The 16,206-nt window shown below is 67.8% G+C and carries 16 protein-coding genes; 6 read left to right on the top strand and 10 right to left on the bottom strand.

What is annotated here, in order from left to right:
• Window positions 1-18: 18 nt before the first annotated feature.
• The 5 genes from DT343_RS01055 to DT343_RS01035 all read right to left on the bottom strand — a co-directional run bounded on the left by DT343_RS01055 (window position 19) and on the right by DT343_RS01035 (window position 3,788).
• Window positions 19-1,146, bottom strand: coding sequence for an SGNH/GDSL hydrolase family protein (locus DT343_RS01055; RefSeq protein WP_112861414.1), 1,128 nt, complete (start codon window positions 1,144-1,146; stop codon window positions 19-21).
• A complete protein-coding gene (locus tag DT343_RS01050; RefSeq protein WP_112861413.1) occupies window positions 1,146-1,433 on the bottom strand; it encodes a spike base protein, RCAP_Rcc01079 family in 288 nt (95 codons plus the stop codon). The genes DT343_RS01055 and DT343_RS01050 overlap by 1 nt, the downstream gene beginning before the upstream one ends.
• Before the next feature lie 192 nt (window positions 1,434-1,625).
• A complete protein-coding gene (locus tag DT343_RS01045; RefSeq protein ID WP_112861412.1) occupies window positions 1,626-2,798 on the bottom strand; it encodes a DNA-packaging protein in 1,173 nt (390 codons plus the stop codon).
• Entirely contained in the window at window positions 2,767-3,210 is a 444-nt protein-coding gene (locus DT343_RS01040; RefSeq protein WP_112861411.1) for a hypothetical protein, read from the bottom strand. The genes DT343_RS01045 and DT343_RS01040 overlap by 32 nt, the downstream gene beginning before the upstream one ends.
• A 116-nt stretch (window positions 3,211-3,326) precedes the next feature.
• Window positions 3,327-3,788 (bottom strand): YcgN family cysteine cluster protein, encoded by a 462-nt coding sequence (locus DT343_RS01035; protein ID WP_112861410.1) that lies wholly within the window; start codon window positions 3,786-3,788, stop codon window positions 3,327-3,329.
• 102 nt (window positions 3,789-3,890) lie between these two features.
• On the opposite strand from DT343_RS01035, the gene DT343_RS01030 reads away from it, so the two are divergent.
• Window positions 3,891-4,220 (top strand): endonuclease domain-containing protein, encoded by a 330-nt coding sequence (locus DT343_RS01030; RefSeq protein ID WP_112861409.1) that lies wholly within the window; start codon window positions 3,891-3,893, stop codon window positions 4,218-4,220.
• 147 nt (window positions 4,221-4,367) lie between these two features.
• Here DT343_RS01030 and DT343_RS01025 read toward each other — a convergent pair whose 3' ends face one another.
• Entirely contained in the window at window positions 4,368-4,706 is a 339-nt protein-coding gene (locus DT343_RS01025) for a DMT family transporter (RefSeq protein ID WP_112861408.1), read from the bottom strand.
• Window positions 4,703-5,281, bottom strand: coding sequence for a TetR/AcrR family transcriptional regulator (locus tag DT343_RS01020; RefSeq protein WP_112861407.1), 579 nt, complete (start codon window positions 5,279-5,281; stop codon window positions 4,703-4,705). Before DT343_RS01020 ends, DT343_RS01025 begins: the two co-directional genes overlap by 4 nt.
• 83 nt (window positions 5,282-5,364) lie before the next feature.
• Between DT343_RS01020 and DT343_RS01015 the strand changes: the two genes are divergently transcribed.
• A complete protein-coding gene (locus DT343_RS01015) occupies window positions 5,365-7,182 on the top strand; it encodes an ABC-F family ATP-binding cassette domain-containing protein (protein ID WP_112861406.1) in 1,818 nt (605 codons plus the stop codon).
• Window positions 7,183-7,223: 41 nt separating this feature from the next.
• On the opposite strand, the gene DT343_RS17390 is transcribed toward DT343_RS01015, so the two are convergent.
• Window positions 7,224-7,397, bottom strand: coding sequence for a hypothetical protein (locus DT343_RS17390; protein WP_181669094.1), 174 nt, complete (start codon window positions 7,395-7,397; stop codon window positions 7,224-7,226).
• Between the two features lie 92 nt (window positions 7,398-7,489).
• On the opposite strand from DT343_RS17390, the gene DT343_RS01010 reads away from it, so the two are divergent.
• Window positions 7,490-8,458 (top strand): alpha/beta hydrolase, encoded by a 969-nt coding sequence (locus DT343_RS01010; protein ID WP_112861405.1) that lies wholly within the window; start codon window positions 7,490-7,492, stop codon window positions 8,456-8,458.
• On the opposite strand, the gene DT343_RS01005 is transcribed toward DT343_RS01010, so the two are convergent.
• Together DT343_RS01005 and DT343_RS01000 are read right to left on the bottom strand one after the other, a co-directional pair.
• Window positions 8,455-11,328 carry a PAS domain S-box protein gene (locus DT343_RS01005; protein WP_220116410.1) on the bottom strand — a complete coding sequence of 958 codons (2,874 nt, stop codon included), beginning with the start codon at window positions 11,326-11,328 and terminating at the stop codon, window positions 8,455-8,457. The two genes, DT343_RS01010 and DT343_RS01005, sit on opposite strands and share 4 nt — an antisense overlap.
• Window positions 11,329-11,996: 668 nt before the next feature.
• Entirely contained in the window at window positions 11,997-12,812 is an 816-nt protein-coding gene (locus DT343_RS01000) for a hypothetical protein (protein ID WP_112861404.1), read from the bottom strand.
• A 214-nt stretch (window positions 12,813-13,026) separates the two neighbouring features.
• Between DT343_RS01000 and DT343_RS00995 the strand changes: the two genes are divergently transcribed.
• The 3 genes from DT343_RS00995 (at window position 13,027) to DT343_RS00985 (ending at window position 16,183) form a co-directional block, all read left to right on the top strand.
• Window positions 13,027-14,067, top strand: a complete 1,041-nt coding sequence (locus DT343_RS00995) for an ABC transporter substrate-binding protein (protein WP_112861403.1) — start codon at window positions 13,027-13,029, stop codon at window positions 14,065-14,067.
• Between the two features lie 95 nt (window positions 14,068-14,162).
• The gene (locus DT343_RS00990) at window positions 14,163-15,071 is read left to right on the top strand and encodes a hypothetical protein (RefSeq protein ID WP_112861402.1); all 909 of its coding nucleotides are present in this window, start codon (window positions 14,163-14,165) and stop codon (window positions 15,069-15,071) included.
• Window positions 15,068-16,183, top strand: coding sequence for a DUF2336 domain-containing protein (locus DT343_RS00985; RefSeq protein WP_112861401.1), 1,116 nt, complete (start codon window positions 15,068-15,070; stop codon window positions 16,181-16,183). Before DT343_RS00990 ends, DT343_RS00985 begins: the two co-directional genes overlap by 4 nt.
• Window positions 16,184-16,206 lie beyond the last annotated feature (23 nt).

The following is a 16,206-nucleotide window of genomic DNA, read 5'->3' as shown; positions in this document are numbered from 1 at the left end:
CGAGAGCACGCGACAACCTCAGATCATCACACGCGCCCGCACCGCCTCGGCGATCCTCGCCTGGCCCGCCGCATTGGGATGGACGGAATCGAACATCAGCCCGCCGGCGAAACTCCCGCCGAACAGGGCCGTCCCGTCGATGGGCGCCGCCAACCCTCGCGTCGCCGCCACCTCGAACAACGCGTCCCGCAACGCGGCTTGCGCGGCATAACTCGCCTTGCCCTGGGCCGGATCCGACGGACATCCCGTCATCAGCAGCACGTCCCCTGTCGTCAGGCACCGATCCACCAGCGTCCCCAGCCCGGCCTTATAAGTCGCGACCGCCGTCCCCGCGTTCCAGTCGTTGATCGTCAGACACACGACCGACAGATCAGGCGCCGCCGCCAGGATCGACCCATACGCCCGGTACGGCTGATCCGTCGTGATCCAGTCCGCGATCCTGGCCCCGCCCCAACCCGCATTGATCACCCGCGCCCGCCGCACGTCCGACCGCCACGCGATCCCGCCCGCGATGAACACCGCCCCGCCCGAGGCCCAGCGCACGCTCACCGGCCCGGCGGTCTCGGGAAAGGCCACGGTCGTGACCTCCATCGACGCCGCCTTGGTGGTGCTGACCGTCGCCCGCACTGCGCCGTCCGTCTCGACCGTCAGCACCCCCAGCGCCGTATTGGTCACGGCCCAAAGATCGAACCGATCGACCGGCCGGTCCGGCTGAAAACTCCAAACGCCCGTCGACGAGGCCGCGCCCGAGAACAGCTTGCCGCCCATCCCGGTCAGGGCGTTTACGCCCCACCCGGCGCCCATCGTCACACGCGGGTCATAGCTGGAATAGCCTCCGCTGGCCCCATCCGCCGCCCCCGCGCCCGCGACCGACGCCGCCGAGGCCGGCAGGCCCCGCCCGCTCATCATCGCCGCCAGCCGTTCGGGCCAGGCGCCCGCCCGACCGTTCGGCGTCCAACCGCCGGAGACCGCGCCATAGCCCTGGGTCACGCTGTCGCCGATGCACAGCAGCCGCGCCTCGCGCCCGCCCGCCTGCATAATTCTGACCGCCGCCGACCAGACGGGCAGGTCGGGCACGGAGAACCCCGCCCTCCCCAGCACCCCGCCCGGCGCCGCCCCCGCCGCTCCGATCTCGACACCCGACATCAGTCGAAGGCCGCCACGATCTGCGTCGCCGTCGTCCCGGTCGCCAGCACCCGGCGCACCTGCACCGGCAACCACCCCACCGGATGGTTGGCGAAGGTCACAGCGTCCCCATCCTCGGCCCCGACCGTCAGTACACGGACATTGCCCGCCGCACCGACATACAGCGCCTTGGCGTAGGTCGTCAGATCGGCCGTATCGCTGGGCGTGACCGCCGCCGCGCGCCTCGCCGGCCCGCCCGCGTCGCGCCCATGGTTCAGCAATCCGTCCCGCTCGGGAATGGCCGGCATATCGTCTCTCCTGAATGACAAAAATCTCCCTCCCCCGCGGGGGGAGGGTGGCTGAGCCGCAGGCGAAGCCGGGTGGGGACGGCGAGGCGACCCATCACTAACCTCGCGCGATCAATCCGTGCGCCCCTGCCGGGCCGCCCCCACCCGGTCGCTTCGCGACCACCCTCCCCGCAACGGGGAGGGAAAGGTTCGTCACAATCCCCGCAATCGCGGTCCCGCCGACTGCGGCCCCAGCATCAGCCGCGTGATCGCCCAAACCAGGGCGTCGGCCCGATCCGGGCTGGGTCCCCCTTCGCTGCCCAGCGCCAGCATCTCTTCCTCCAGCGCCGGGAAGGCGTCGCAGTGGACCACCCGCCCCTGTTCATAGAGCAGGGCCACCGGCTCGGCCCGCGCCGCCTTGGACCGCGAGGCGTGGACCATCTCGATCCGGCAAGGACACGCGCTGATGGCCAGGACCGAGCGCACCATGTCGCCGCCCTGATTGCTCTCGGCGACCACCTCGTGCGCGCCGAACTCGTGCGCCGCCGCGCTGACCGCCCCGCCCCAGCTCTGGGGCGAGCGTCCCTGCACCGTCCGGTCGGCCAGCACGAAGGCGTGGCGACCTTTTCGCCCCACGACCACGATGCCGCAGGCGTCTCCGGTCGCGGTCGCCGGCGGATCGACCGCCACGACGATCCGGTCCAGTTCGACAGGTCGCGCGCCCCTGGCCCGTTTCAGGTCCGCGATGCGGAACAGGGCGCCCTCGCCCTCGACCACCACGCCTTCCAGCTCCTGAGCCGCCAGCCGCGTCCCGCCATAGACGTCGTTCAGATGCGCCAGAAAGCCGGGCGACAGGTTCTGCGCGTTCAGCGCCGTCGCCGCCCGTTCCGTCACCGTCCCCGCCTCGGCCATCAACCGCCTCAGCGCAGGGATCGGCCGGGGCGTCGTCGTCACCGCCAGCAGCGGCGAGGCCCCCAGCCGTAGTCCGAACCTCAGGTTCGACAGCACCATCTCCGGGCGTCGCCAGGCGCAGAATTCGTCCGCCCAGGCGGCATGAAACTGCGGCCCCCTCAGACTGTCGGGATCCTCGGCCGAAAACGCATAGGCCGCCGACTGATTTTTCCACACCAGCCGACGCCGCCCCGCTTCCCAACGCGGCCGGTCGCCCGGCTCCGCCAGCGCCTTGATCCCCGACGCCCCCTCCACCATCACCTCGCGCACATCATGCAGGGCGGGTCCGACCAGCGCCAGGGTGATGCCGGGCAGTTCGCGCGCCATGATGTCGATCCAGACCGACCCGGCGAACGTCTTTCCCGATCCCCGGCCGCCCAGCAGTAGCCAGGTCTTCAGGTCGTCATCCGTTGGCGAACACTGATGCTTCGCCACGCGACAATGGCTGCGATGCAGCCTTAGCTCGCGCCCTTTCAGCTGCCTCAGCGTTCTTCTCTTCCAGAATCCGATCAAGCCGCTCTTGCTCGACGACCAGTTCCTGTCGGATTCGCTCGTCCTCGGCGGGGTCGTAGGTTCGTCCACCCATCTCGTCCTCTTCGTTGTCGCTCAGGCACAGCAGTCGCATCGCCTCGACCGCCTTGGCCGACCGCGCGATCACCCCGATCTGGCGCGCGACCTTCTCGGCGACGGCGGCGTCCTTGACGTCCGTCTCGCAGACGCTCTTGGCCGTCTCCTCGATCTTGGCCTTCATCATCAGGAACAGGGGCTCCATCCACCCGGCGCAGGACGCAGCCGTCTCGCGCGCGCCCCCGCAGCCGCCCTCTCCGTCTTCCCGATTTCCCGTCATGCCCAAACCATAGCGGACCAGCGTCCTCAGGCCAGAAGAACGCCCACATAATTCGCCAATGGCTTGTTTTCGCAGCCTTTCAACCAGCGTCATTGCGCTGGCTAGGGGGCGCTACCCTATCGCTCCCGGCCGCGTTCGACCGTCCATTCCGGCGCCTCGAAATCCAGCGCATCCTCCGGCTCGGCCAGCGACAGCTCCGAAATCGTCTGGCCCCGCACCGACACGCCCGCCGTATGCACCGTCTCGCGACTGCCCGAGATCAGATGATGCCATTTGGCCAGCGGCCGCCCCTCGTGCAGCCGGCGATAGGCGCACGACTTGGGCATCCACTCCAACGCCTCGATATTGCCGGGCGTCAGCTTGATGCAGTCCGGCACCTGGGCCTTGCGGTTCGCATAGTCCGAACAGGCGCAGGCCTCGGGATCAAACAGCTTGCAATGCACCCGCGTCGGAATGACCTCGCCCGTATCCTCGTCCTCGAACCGGATCACGCAGCACAGCCCGCACCCGTCGCACAGCCCCTCCCACTCGGAAGGCGACATCTCGGCCAGGGTCTTGGTTTCCCAGTAGGGCGCCATCAGATCCTCCCCCGCCTGCGGGGGAGGGGGACCGCGTAGCGGTGAAGGGGGCGGGCGCCGCACCATGCGCGACGCATCCCCTTGCCAAAAGCACAGCTTGTGATGGTGATACGCTCCATGAGAGCGCCGGTCCTTACCCAAAAACGCGCCAGAAGTCTCCGCCGGTCGATGTCTTTGCCGGAAGTCCTGATCTGGCAGCGTATTCGAGGCGGCGAATTCCGCCGCCAGCACGCCCTCGGCCCCTTCATCCTGGACTTCTATCGGCCCAGCGACCGCCTCTGCATCGAGATCGACGGCCAACAGCACGACCTCGCCCGCGACGCCCGCCGCGATGCCTGGCTGGCCGACAAGGATGTCCGCACGATCCACATCCCCGCCACCGCCGTCCTGAACGACCCGGACGCCGTCGCCGAATTCATCCTGTCCCTCTAGATCCTCCCCCGTTCACGAGGGGGACCTCGCGTAGCGTGGTGGAGGGGGCAAGGACGCGCGCTGCGCCGCCCGTCTGACACCCAGCCCGCTTCCGCCCCCTCCACCGCTTCGCGGTCCCCCTCCCCCGCTTCGCAGGGGAGGATCGTTTCAATGCCCGACCGTCTTCGAGAACAGGTTGATCACCACCACTCCGCCAACGATCATCGCCAGCCCGACCATCGCCGGGAGGTCCAGCCGCTGGCGAAACACCACCGTCCCGATCACCGAGATCAGCACCACCCCCAGCCCGCTCCAGATCGCATATGCGATCCCCACCGGCATCTGCCGCAAGGCGATCGACAGCAGATAGAAGGCCAGGCCGTAGCAGACCGCCATGCCCGCCGTGGGCCAGACCCGCGTGAACTGCTGCGAGGCCTGCAGCATCGTCGTCCCCGCCACCTCCAGCGCGATGGCGCCCAGCAGCGCGGCCCAGGTAAGCGGGCTCACAGATCGTTGGCCATGATCGTGTGCCCTGGCGTCAGCAGACATAACAGGGCCTTCCGCTGCTCGGTCGAGACGTGATGCATTCCGAACAAATCCGACACCCACAGACCATCGGCCAGAAGCCGCAGCATCAAGGCGTCGTCGGCTCCGACGGGATCCTCGGGGTCATCGATCTTGATCCGGTCCATCCAGGCCTTCCAGCGCAGCACCAGGCTGGGATCGATGGCGAAGGCGGCCAGAACAACACGGCCGATACTGACGTCCTGCGGCGTCACCGGCTCATTGACCGTGACCCTCAGATAGGCGCGGGCGCTTCGACCATAGGGTTCGGGATCACGCGCCGCTTCCGCAAGCACGCTGTCGACATGCATGGCCCCCAGATGATCGACCATACCTGCCAGCAGTGCGTTCTTGCTGGGGAAATGATGCAGCACAGCGCCCTTGCTGACGCTCGTGCGGGCCGCCACCGCATCCAGGGTAAAGCCTGACGCCCCCAGTTCGGCGGCGACCTCCAGGGCCTTTTCGATGATCTCGGCGCGGGTGTCGTCAGGCGCGCGGCGGCGTGTGGTGCTGTCCATTCGCACTACATACCAACCGGACGGTAACTGTCAAATGTCAAAGGTCGTGGCGGTTCGCCCGGCCCTCCTCTATATGGCCGCCCATGGCAGCCAGACCCCCTCTCGTCGCACTCAAGGACGTCCGTCTTCAGGACGGCCAGCGCCCCCTCTTCGACGGCGTCGACCTTGCGGTCGAACCGCGCAGCCGCGCCGCCCTCGTGGGGCGCAATGGTGCAGGCAAATCCACCCTGATGAAGGTCGTCATGGGCCTGATCGAGCCGGACAGCGGCGACCGCTCCATCCAGTCCGCCGTCCGCTTCGCCTATGTGCCGCAAGAGCCGGTCATCACCGGCGAAACCCTGCTGGACTATGCGTCGTCGGGCGAGGCCGAGACCTGGACGGCCGAAAGCTGGCTGGAGACCTTCGGCCTGAACCCGGCGAAGTCCACTCAAGGGTTGTCGGGGGGGGAGACCCGCCGCGCGGCGCTCGCCAAGGCTTTCGCCGAAGAACCCGACCTGCTGCTGCTGGACGAGCCGACGAACCACCTCGACATCCTGGCCATCGAACTGCTGGAGAACGAGCTGATCCAGGCCCGGTTCGCCCTGCTGGTCGTCAGCCACGACCGCGCCTTCCTGAACCGCGTCACCAACACCGTCCACTGGCTGGAAGGCCGCCGGGTCCGCACCCTGAACAAGGGCTTCGTCGAGTTCGACGAATGGTCCTCCAAGGTGCTGGAGGAAGAGGCCGAATCCCTTCGCCGCCTGACCAAGACCATCGAGCGCGAGACCGCCACCTTCTACTCCTCCATCACCGCTCGCCGCAGCCGCAACGAGGGCCGCGCCCGCTCGCTTCAGGCGCTGCGCGCCGAGCGCGCCGAGAAGATGAAGGACGTGCCGCGCGAGCTTTATCTCGGCGTCGATTCCGGCTCGACCTCGGGCAAGCTGGTCGCCGAGATCAAGCACGTCTCAAAGGGCTTCAACGGCCGCACCCTGTTCAAGGACCTGACCACCCGCATCATCCGCGGCGACCGTCTGGGCATCGTCGGTCCCAACGGTGCGGGCAAGACCACCCTGGTCAAGACCCTGCTGGGCGAACTCGCGCCCGACGAAGGCACGGTGCGCATGGGCGCGAACCTCGAGCCGGTCTATCTGGACCAGTCGCGCGAGGGGCTGAAGTCGGACATGACCCTGTGGGACGCCCTGACGCCGGGCGGCGGCGACAGCATTCTGGTGCGCGGCGTGTCCAAACACGTCGCCGCCTACGCCAAGGACTTCCTGTTCTCGGAGGCCCAGTTGCGCCAACCGATCTCGACCCTGTCGGGCGGCGAGCGCAACCGCCTGCTGCTGGCCAGGGCGTTGGCCAAGCCGGCCAATATGCTGATCCTCGACGAACCGACCAACGACCTGGACATGGACACGTTGGACAAGCTGGAAGAGCTGCTGGAGGGCTATGACGGCACCCTGATCCTGGTCAGCCACGACCGCGACTTCATCGACCGGCTGTCCACCTCGACCCTGGCCCTGAACGGACGCGGCGACATCGTCGAGACCCCCGGCGGCTGGACCGACTTCATCCGCCAGAACCCCGGCTTCCTTCAGCCCGGTTCGAACCCCCGCCCCCAGGACAAGGCCGCCGCCCAGCGCGCCGCCGCGGCGCCCCCGCCCGCCGTCGCCCCCAAGAAGACCGCCAAACTCTCCTTCAAGGACGCCCACCGCCTCAAGGAGCTGGAAGCCCTGATCGATGCGTTGCCCGCGACCATCGCCAAACACGATGCGACCCTGGCCGACCCCGGCCTCTACGCCCGCGACCCCAAGGCCTTCGACGCCGCCATGAAGGCCGCCGAAAAAGCCCGCGCCGACCTGGAATCCGCCGAACTGGAATGGCTGGAGCTGGAAGAGAAGAAGGCGGCCCTGGCGGGGTAGGGACCGAACGGCTGGTCACCCGGCGAGGACGGCTTGAGGTCCTAACCCTGACTGTCCTGATCCCCGGGCGGCGTCTTCGCCGGGCCCCGGTTCTGCGTCACGCTGACCGCGATGCAGGCGACCAGGCCGAACGCAAACCACGGGCCGAACTTGCCCGTCAAAAGCCCGATCAGGCCAAAGATCAACAGGACGCCGAAGGGGGTGAGCCGTTTCATGGGGCGGACGATAACCGGCTTTGTCGTGGCTGACGAGGCTGCGCCAAAGGCCCGGACTTGAAACCAAACCCGCCGCCGCACACTCAAGCTTCATGACCCTGCGTAGCCACCTCGTCGAGTTCGCCCCGCCCCAGCAGGCGGCGGTGGGGCGGATCAACGCCGTCCTCGCCCGCGCGCCGCGTCTGCGCACCGACGGCTGGCGGATCGATGCGGGCCAGCGGCTGTCGCTGTGGCTGGACGCGGCCGCCGGGCGGGTCACCACGCCGCGTCTCAGGAAGCGCGGCGTCACGGTCGAGATCGTCCAGACGGACGGCGACCACCCCGTTCCTTTGCGCATCCTCCATCCGACGGGCACGCCCCGCGCCGTCATCCTGGACATCCACGGCGGCGGCTGGGTGCTGGGCAGCGCCGGGCTGAACGATCGGCTGAACGCCCATCTGGCCCACCACGGCTTCTGCGTCGTCTCGGTGGATTATCGCCTGCTGTCCGAGCGGCGTCAGATCTATATCGACGCCGCCATCGCCGACTGTCTGGCCGCCGCCTATTGGACGGTCACCAATGTCGATCGACTGGGCGCCTCGACCCTGTTTCTGGCGGGCGAATCCGCCGGCGGGCATTTGGCCGCCCTGACCGCCGTCGCCCTGCGCGACCAGGGGCTGATCGATCTGGTGAAGGGCTGCGTCTTCACCTACGGCGTCTTCGACCTGTCGGGCACCGAAAGCGTGCGCTCTGCGGGGCCAGAGACCCTGCTGTTCAATGGCCCGACGATGCAGGCCGATCTGGCGCGCCTGGCGCCGGATCGCGACGAGGCGGCCTTGCGCCAGCCCGACGTCTCGCCCCTGTATGCCGACCTGACCGGCCTGCCGCCCGCCCTGTTCCTCGCCGGCGAACAGGACCCTTTGTTCGAGGACAGTCTGTTGATGGCCACCCGCTGGGGCGAGGCTTCGGACGCCGACCTGATCCGCGTGCCCGAGACCCCGCACGGCTTCCTGCATTTCGGCGGCCCGGCCGCGCGCGGCGCCCGCAAGGCGATCCGCACCTGGCTGAGCGCCCGGCTTTAGCTCGCCTCGATCAGTTCGCGGATCCGACTGCCCAGCGCCTCCATGGCGAAGGGCTTGGTCATGACGTGCATGCCGGGATCCAGGTGCCCGTTGCCGACCACCGCATTCTCGGCATAGCCGGTGATGAACAGCACCTTCAGGTCCGGCCGATCGATCCGCGCCGCATCCGCCATCTGACGCCCGTTCATCCCGCCCGGCAGACCCACATCAGTCACCAGGAGGTCGATCCGCGCACCGGATTGCAGCAGCTTCAGCCCCGCCACGCCGTCGGACGCCTCGATGCACTGATAGCCCAGCTCATGCAGGATTTCGGCGACCAGCATCCGCACCGTCGGCTCGTCGTCCACGACCATGACCGTCTCGCCGGCCTGGGCGCGCGGGGCCTGTTCGACCTCGGGGATCAGATCGGCGTCGTCCACCTCGCCGAAGTGGCGCGGCAGATACAGGCACACCATCGCCCCCTCGCCCGCCTCGGAATAGATCCGCACCTGCCCGCCCGACTGGCGCACGAAGCCATAGATCATCGACAGGCCCAGGCCCGTCCCCTCGCCCAGCGGCTTGGTGGTGAAGAAGGGCTCGAACGCGCGCGCCGCCACCTCGGGCGCCATGCCCGTGCCGGTGTCGCTGACGCAGATGGAGACATATTGGCCCGGCTCCAGATCCTGGGCCTTGGCCGTGCGCGCGTCGATCCAGCGGTTGCCGGTCTCGATCGTCAGACGCCCGCCGCTTGGCATGGCGTCGCGCGCATTGATGCACAGGTTCAGCACCGCGTTTTCCAGCTGGTGCGCGTCGATCAGCACGGGCCACAGGCCGGCGCCGGCGACCACCTCGACCTCGATGCCCGGCCCGGTCGTGCGCCGCACCAAATCCTCCATCCCGCGGATCAGGCGGTTGGGATCGGTCGGCTTGGGATCCAGGGTCTGACGCCGCGAGAAGGCCAGCAGCCGGTGCGTCAGGGCCGCCGCCCGTTTCGCCGCCCCCTGCGCCGCCACCGTGAACCGCTCTACCTCGGCATGACGCCCCTGCGCGATCCGGTTGGTGATCAGTTCCAGGCTGCCGCTGATGCCGGCCAGCAGGTTGTTGAAGTCGTGGGCGATGCCGCCGGTCAGCTGCCCGACCGCCTCCATCTTCTGGCTCTGGCGCAGCGCCTCCTCGGCCTGCATCAGGGCGCTGGTGCGTTCGGCGACCTGTTCTTCCAGGGTCTCGTTGAACCGCGCCAGTTCGGCCGACTGACGGCGCAGGTCCTCGATGTCGGTGTTGGAGCCGACCCAGCGCAGGATCCGCCCCTCTTCGTCGTGTACGGGCTCGGCCCGCACCATGAAGGTGCGATAGACGCCGTCGTGGCGGCGTATGCGGAACTCGTTCTCATAGACCTGGCCGCTGGCCAGGGCCTGTACCCATCGCTCGGACGCCCAGTCCAGGTCGTCCGGGTGAACGACCTTGCCCCACCCGGTCGTGCCGTCCAACGCGCCCTCTGCAAGGCCGGAGTAGGCATAGACCTGGGGGTTGAACCAATACAGCGACCCATCCGACCAGCTGGCCCAGATCTGGATCGGCGTGGCCTGGGCGAAGACCCGGAACTGGGCCTCGCTGTCACGCAGGGCTGCCTCGCTTCGGGCGCGCTCGGTCGCCGTGCGAACCCGCTCGGCCACGTCGCGCATCAGGCGCAGGTCGCTATCGGTGTAATGGCGGGGCGTCGCATGGTTGACGAACACCATCGCCACGACCCGCCCCTGTTCCATCAGCGGCATGTTGACGAACGACCCGGCGCTGATGGCCCTCAGGGCCTCGGCTGTATCCGCCGTGCGCGGATCGAGGGCGACGTCGTCGATCGCCACCGTCTCGCCGCGCTTGATGTCCTCGATATAGGACCCGTAGTCGCGGAACGACAGGACGCCGGCGATGCTGCTCACGCCCGGCTGGTTGAAGTCGCGCGCGATGGTGATGGTCTCGGCGACCGTGTCCACCGTACCGTAACCCGCCCGGCTGACGCCCATGGTGCGGGCCAGAACCTGGGCCGAGGCCTGTGCGATGTCGCCGGCGTCGGTCAGGTCGCGGATTGCGTCGTTCAGCTCCAGCAGCGCGTTCTGACGCGTCTCGCTCTGCTTTCGCTCGGTGATGTTGTTGAACAGGATGGCGACCTGCCAGGCGCCCGGCTGGCCGATCCGCAGCGCCTGCACGTCATACCAGCGACCGAAGATGTCGGCCGGGTTCTCGAAGCGGACCGGCTCGCCTGTGCGCGCCACCCCGCCGTACAGGTCGAACCAGTGCTGCTCCAGCCCCGGCGCGATCTCGCTGACCCATTTGCCGTACGGATCGACCAGGCCGGTCATTTCCTCGAAGGCCTTGTTGCCCTCGACGATCTTGTAATCGACCGGCCGATCCGCCGCGTCGAACTTCATCTCGATGACGCAGAAGCCCGTCGCCATCGCCTCGAACACAGCGCCGTATCGCGCTTCGCTCAGCGCCAGCGCCTGGTCCGCCCGGTGGCGATCCGAGACGTCCATCCCTTGCACGAAGATGCCCCAGACCTGACCCTGGGCGTCCTTCAGCGGCTGGTAGACGAAGTCGAGGTAACGCTCCACCACCTCGCCGCCCGGTTCGGCCTGAACGGCATACCGCGCGCTTTCGGCACGGTGCGGTTCGCCAGTGCGGTAAACCTGGTCCAGCAGCTCCAGATACCCTTGCGCCACCGCATCGGGCAGCACCTCGACCACCGTGCGCCCGACGACCTCGCGGTGGCCGATCACCTTCTGGTAGTTTGGATTAGTCAGCTCGAACCGGTGTTCCGGCCCAGCCAGAAGCGCCATGAACCCCGGCGCATGCGCGAACATCTGCGCCAATTGGCTGCGATTGATACCGATAGACAAGGCGTGGTCAGACCCGCTGATAGACACTCAATTCCCCCGAGGACCGTCGTCCGCTGCGCCTAGAACCCGAAGCGCCCCCGCTGGGTTGCACGCAATGTGTCCGACACCGAACATAGGCGTCTATCGCCGGGTTTCTGTGGACAAGGCAAGTCGCTGATCCGCAATCGCGAATTTGATCCGTCCACCGATGTTCACAGGCTTGTCCACCGCCGCCGGGCCAATGACGCACATCGGGGCGAGTTCGGGCGCTTGCCTCATAGCCGGTTTCGTCCGAACGTCAACAGGCCAAGGGACACGGGGCAGCGGAAATCCAGGGAGACCTGGACCTCCAGCGAACCGGCCCGGCTCTCCGACCCGGCGCTTCGGGCGATCTTCGGATCGTAACGTGCGACAGGCGGGATCCAGGCTCCGGTCCTCGACGGTCTTCGGATCGACGACAGACAGGAGAACCGGATCGGGATCGACGGACGACGCGGACTAAAATGCCGCGGAACGCTGAAGACCAGGAGCGCGACAGGATACAGCTGACCGCCCTTTCGGGTTCGCCCGAAACGACGCCGACGCCAAGGTCCAGACCCGAACGGCCAAGTCCAACCCGGACTTGGCGAGGGGACGAAGCTGACGGGTCCGCCCGAACGCTTCGTCCCCTCGCTCAATTGGGGTTTACCTCAGCCCGAAGATACATCGAAGCGCTCAAGCATGGCCTTGAGCTTATCCGCCTCCGTCTGAAGACGTTCACGCTCCGCGCTTGTAGCTTTCGCTAGAACAGAATCCGGCCCTGGCGTCTTGGTCTCAAAATTCTGAGCTAGAAAATCGATGGCGAGCAGGGTATTCCCCAGACGCCGACCATACAGCGGTTCATGATGCGCAATCCGATTTCGCGCTTGGTAGACATGCTCCAGTTCTGCCGCGATCTGGCCTCTCGTCAGCGTCTTGTTCGGAAAAAGCCGCTTGAGAGATCGCGCCCACAAGGTCGCTTCATAATCATTTGAAAACAGACGCTTCCAAAACAGAATGGTCAGTTGGGCGATCTGCTGCCCCTGTGTGACCCGAATGGCTTTCTGCCTAGCCTTCGAGCGGTCTTCGTGACTGATGCCCGCTGGTATTCCCATCGGAAAAGCCACTTCATCGAGTGCGCGCTTTTCTGCATTGTTCAGCTTCGCGTACTCAGCCCTCTGTCCTTGCCGGACTGCGCGATTCAGGCTTTGCAGTTCTTCGCCCCGCCAAGCAAATGGTGCTGGAGGATGATTCAACCAGTCCGGTACGTCGAAATGCTTACGCAGGCGATCACAAATCGAGTTGCGCAAAGCGATTTCGATCAGCCCGATCACAGGCATCAGCGCTCCCGCGACCGCCATCATTTGTTGATGCAGCTCGAATGCGTCACGTTCAGTGCCGCTTATCTTCACAAATGCGGCTAGGCGCTCCGACGACAGCCAGGACGCGACCAACGCGATTTCTTGATCCGACAACCCCTTTGACATCGGCAACGCTTAGCACTATATCTGCCAGTGAAACATCGGGATCAGGTCGGCTGCGCCGCTCGCGGTTAACGGACCCCCGATGCACCTTGTTAAGGGCGCTCCGTGGAGCGTCCTTTTTACTGGCCTCATGTCGTTCGGACAATATGCGCGCCGACAACGCGACCGACTGACGCCCCGCCTTCCCAAGGCCCCTATCGCCCCGTAAGTCAGGGGCATGAGCTTGTTGGGGAATCGCCTGCTGACCCGTCGCCGTGCGCTGATCGCGGGCGGGGCGGCTGTGGCGGCGGGAGCGATCGGGCTTCGGGCCTGCGGGCGGGCCGAGGCGCCGGTCGACGAACAGGGCCGGGTGCGCCTGCGGTTCGCCACCGACTGGCGCGCCCAGGCCGAACAGGGCGGCTTCTATCAGGCGCTCGCCAGCGGGGCCTATGAGAAGCGCGGGCTGAACGTCCAGATCGTCCAGGGCGGGCCGGGCGTGAACGTGCCGCACCTGCTGGCCTCGGGCGCGGTGGAGCTGGGCATGGGCTCCAACAGCTTCATCCCCCTGAACCTGGTCGCGTCCGGCGCGCCGGTGAAGGCGGTCGCCGCCTTCTTCCAGAAGGACCCACAGGTCCTGATGGCCCATCCCGACGCAGCGCTGGAGACCATCGCCGATCTGGCCGGCCGGCCCTTCCTGTTGTCCGAGGCCGGGATCAGCACCTTCTGGGTCTGGCTGAAGGCCAAATACGGCTTCACCGACGAGCAGCTGCGCCCCTTCGCCTATGACCCGACGGCCTTCCTTGCCAATGCGCGGGCGGTGCAGCAGGGCTATCTGACCAGCGACCCCTACGCCATCGCACAGGCGGCCGATTTCGACCCGCGCGTCTTTCTGCTGGCCGACGAGGGCTATCCCTCCTACGCCGCCATGGTCCTGGCGCCCAACGCCTTCGCCCGCGACAATGCGGCGGCCCTGCGCAGCTTCATCGCCGCCTCGGCGGAAGGGTGGCGCGACTATATCCGCGGCGACGCCTCGGCCGCCGACGCCCTGATCCGCAAGGACAACCCGGACATGACCCAGGCGGTGCTGGATCAGGCCCGCGAACGCCTACGCGACCACGCCATCGTCGACGGCGGCGACGCGGCGCTTTACGGCCTGGGCGCCCTGACCGAGGACCGCTGGCAGGCCTTCTTCGACGTGACCTCGAAAGCGGGGGTTTACGAAGCCGGTCTGAACTGGCGCGACGCCTTCACCGACAACTATCTGCCCGGTCGCGGCTGACACGCAGTCGTTGTCGAATCCCGGCTTCACATTAGCGCGGGATTAAGGGGTCGATCCCTAGTGTGTGCGCTGGAATTCCTCTCCGGAGAGCCGCCATGCGCCGCGCCCTCGCAGTTTCGATCGTCCTGACCGCCGTCAATCTGGCGGCCGGCGCCGCCGTGGCGCAACAGGCGCCGACCAACGCGTCGGGTCTGCGCTACCTGTCCTGGCCCGGCAAGCCGCCGGTCGCCGCCCGCGCGACGCCGACGCCCGCCGTCATCCAGGCCGAAGCGCCCGCCCCGACCCTGACCGCCGCCAATCGCACCCTGCCCGGCGCCATCCCCCTGGCCCGCCTGTCGCCCGCCCCTTCGGTCACCCCCTCGGTCACGACGCCGCGCAGCAACGGCCTGACGCCCGCCAGCGCCTGGATGCCCCAGCGTGCGCCGACGCCGGCCGAGCCTGCGCAGACCGCACCCGTAGAGGCCGCACCCGTCGAAACCGTCCCGGCGCAGGCGACGCGCGTCGCGCCCTCGCCCTATGTTCCGGAACCGCAAGCCTCCGCGCCTCAGCGTCAGCCTGAAGCTCAGATGCAGGCCGAGCCTGCGCCTGCCCCGCAACAGGCCGCCCAGGTCGAGCCCCAGCCCCAACCCGCGCCCCAGCCGGCTCAGGCGGCGGTCGCCGACCCAATGGCCCCGCGCCGGGACGCCCCCATCTATCGCCTGCAACGGCCCCAGGCCGGCGCGCCGCTGGACGCCGCCGCCGTCGCCGCCAGCGATCAGGGCGCCCAGACCCCCGTCGCCGGCGACAACAGCGCCCGCTACTATTCGGTCCACCGCCAGGCCGGTCGTCACCCCGACGCCATCCCTGCGCCGCAGCAGACCTACCTCGACGCCCTGCCCGTCCAGATGGCCCAGACGCCGCAGTCCAGCGACCTGGCCCAGCCCGACGGTCCGCCCGCCCTGATCCGCAACGCCAACGGTTCCCTGCGCGCCGTGCCCCAGACCGAAGCCGACAACCTGCCATGAGCGATCGCGCCGTGATCGAACCTGCCGAGATCAAGGGCTCGCGCCTGCCCGAACTCATCGCCCTGGCCAGCGAGGAGTCCAGCGAAAAGCGCCGCCTGCTTCTGCGCGAACTGACTGAGCATTTCTTCGGCGTGCCCGCCCCCAACGCCAATGAGAACGTGCTTTACGGCGCCGTGCTGGCCAAGCTGTCCGACGAGATGGAGGTCGCGGTTCGCGCCGAGCTGGCCGCGCGGTTCGCCCACGCGCCCAATGCGCCCCACAGCCTGATCCGACGCTTCGCCGACGACGAGATCGAAGTCGCTGAAGAGGTGCTGCGCGCCTCCACCGTCCTGACCGACGATGACCTGATCCAGATCGTTCGCAAGCGCAGCCAGGGCCATCTGCGCGCCGTCTCGGGCCGTGCAACCGTGTCCGAGGCCGTCTCGGACGTCATCGTCGAACACGGCGACGACCACACGCTGGACACCCTGCTGCGAAACGACGGCGCCCGGTTGTCGCGCGCGGCGTCCGAAACCGCCGTCGAACGCGCCAAGGCCAATCCGGCGCTGCACGCCGCCACGGTCGAGCGCCAGAGCCTGCCCGCCGACCTGCTGAACGAGATGTATTTCGTCGTCGAGGCCCGCCTGCGTCACCAGATTCTGGAACAGAACGCCCGTATGGACCCGGCCCTGCTGGAGGCGGCGTTGACCGCCGGCCGCACCCGCGTCGCCACCCACGACGGCTCCCTGCCCGCCGACTACGTCGAGAATCTGGCCTATATCGACGAACTTCAGGCGGCCGGGCAGCTGACGCCCCAGACCCTGATCCGCTTCCTGCGCTCCAACGCCAAGACCCAGTTCCTGATCGCCCTGTCGAAACTGGCCGAAATCGACTTCCACACCGCGCGCGGCATCGTCGAGCGCAAGGACCTGGACGCCCTGTCGGTGGTCTGCAAGGCGGCCGACATGGACCGCGCCGTCTATCTGACCTACGCCGTGGCCATTCTGGGGTCGGAAGACAATCCGATGGGCAAGGCCGCAGCCTACGGCCGCCTGTACGGCGAACTGACCCGCGACGCGGCGCTTCGCACCCTGCGCTTCTGGCGCATGCGCCGGACCGCCCAGGCGGCGTAACGCCTCACTGACCTCTCCCTCCC

It is taken from the genome of Brevundimonas vesicularis (genome assembly GCF_900445985.1).
GTDB classification, from domain to species: Bacteria; Pseudomonadota; Alphaproteobacteria; order Caulobacterales; family Caulobacteraceae; genus Brevundimonas; species Brevundimonas vesicularis_D.
The sequence above is the reverse complement of the archived record's forward strand: the minus strand, read 5'-3'. Positions and strand labels throughout refer to the sequence as shown.

Coding starts and splice junctions, on each gene's coding strand:
- DT343_RS01055 (WP_112861414.1), bottom strand. CDS start 1,146: ATGTCGGGTGTCGAGATCGGAGCGGCGGGGGCGGCGCCGGGCGGGGTG.
- DT343_RS01050 (WP_112861413.1), bottom strand. CDS start 1,433: ATGCCGGCCATTCCCGAGCGGGACGGATTGCTGAACCATGGGCGCGAC.
- DT343_RS01040 (WP_112861411.1), bottom strand. CDS start 3,210: ATGACGGGAAATCGGGAAGACGGAGAGGGCGGCTGCGGGGGCGCGCGC.
- DT343_RS01035 (WP_112861410.1), bottom strand. CDS start 3,788: ATGGCGCCCTACTGGGAAACCAAGACCCTGGCCGAGATGTCGCCTTCC.
- DT343_RS01030 (WP_112861409.1), top strand. CDS start 3,891: ATGGTGATACGCTCCATGAGAGCGCCGGTCCTTACCCAAAAACGCGCC.
- DT343_RS01020 (WP_112861407.1), bottom strand. CDS start 5,281: ATGGACAGCACCACACGCCGCCGCGCGCCTGACGACACCCGCGCCGAG.
- DT343_RS01015 (WP_112861406.1), top strand. CDS start 5,365: ATGGCAGCCAGACCCCCTCTCGTCGCACTCAAGGACGTCCGTCTTCAG.
- DT343_RS17390 (WP_181669094.1), bottom strand. CDS start 7,397: ATGAAACGGCTCACCCCCTTCGGCGTCCTGTTGATCTTTGGCCTGATC.
- DT343_RS01010 (WP_112861405.1), top strand. CDS start 7,490: ATGACCCTGCGTAGCCACCTCGTCGAGTTCGCCCCGCCCCAGCAGGCG.
- DT343_RS01000 (WP_112861404.1), bottom strand. CDS start 12,812: ATGTCAAAGGGGTTGTCGGATCAAGAAATCGCGTTGGTCGCGTCCTGG.
- DT343_RS00995 (WP_112861403.1), top strand. CDS start 13,027: ATGAGCTTGTTGGGGAATCGCCTGCTGACCCGTCGCCGTGCGCTGATC.
- DT343_RS00990 (WP_112861402.1), top strand. CDS start 14,163: ATGCGCCGCGCCCTCGCAGTTTCGATCGTCCTGACCGCCGTCAATCTG.
- DT343_RS00985 (WP_112861401.1), top strand. CDS start 15,068: ATGAGCGATCGCGCCGTGATCGAACCTGCCGAGATCAAGGGCTCGCGC.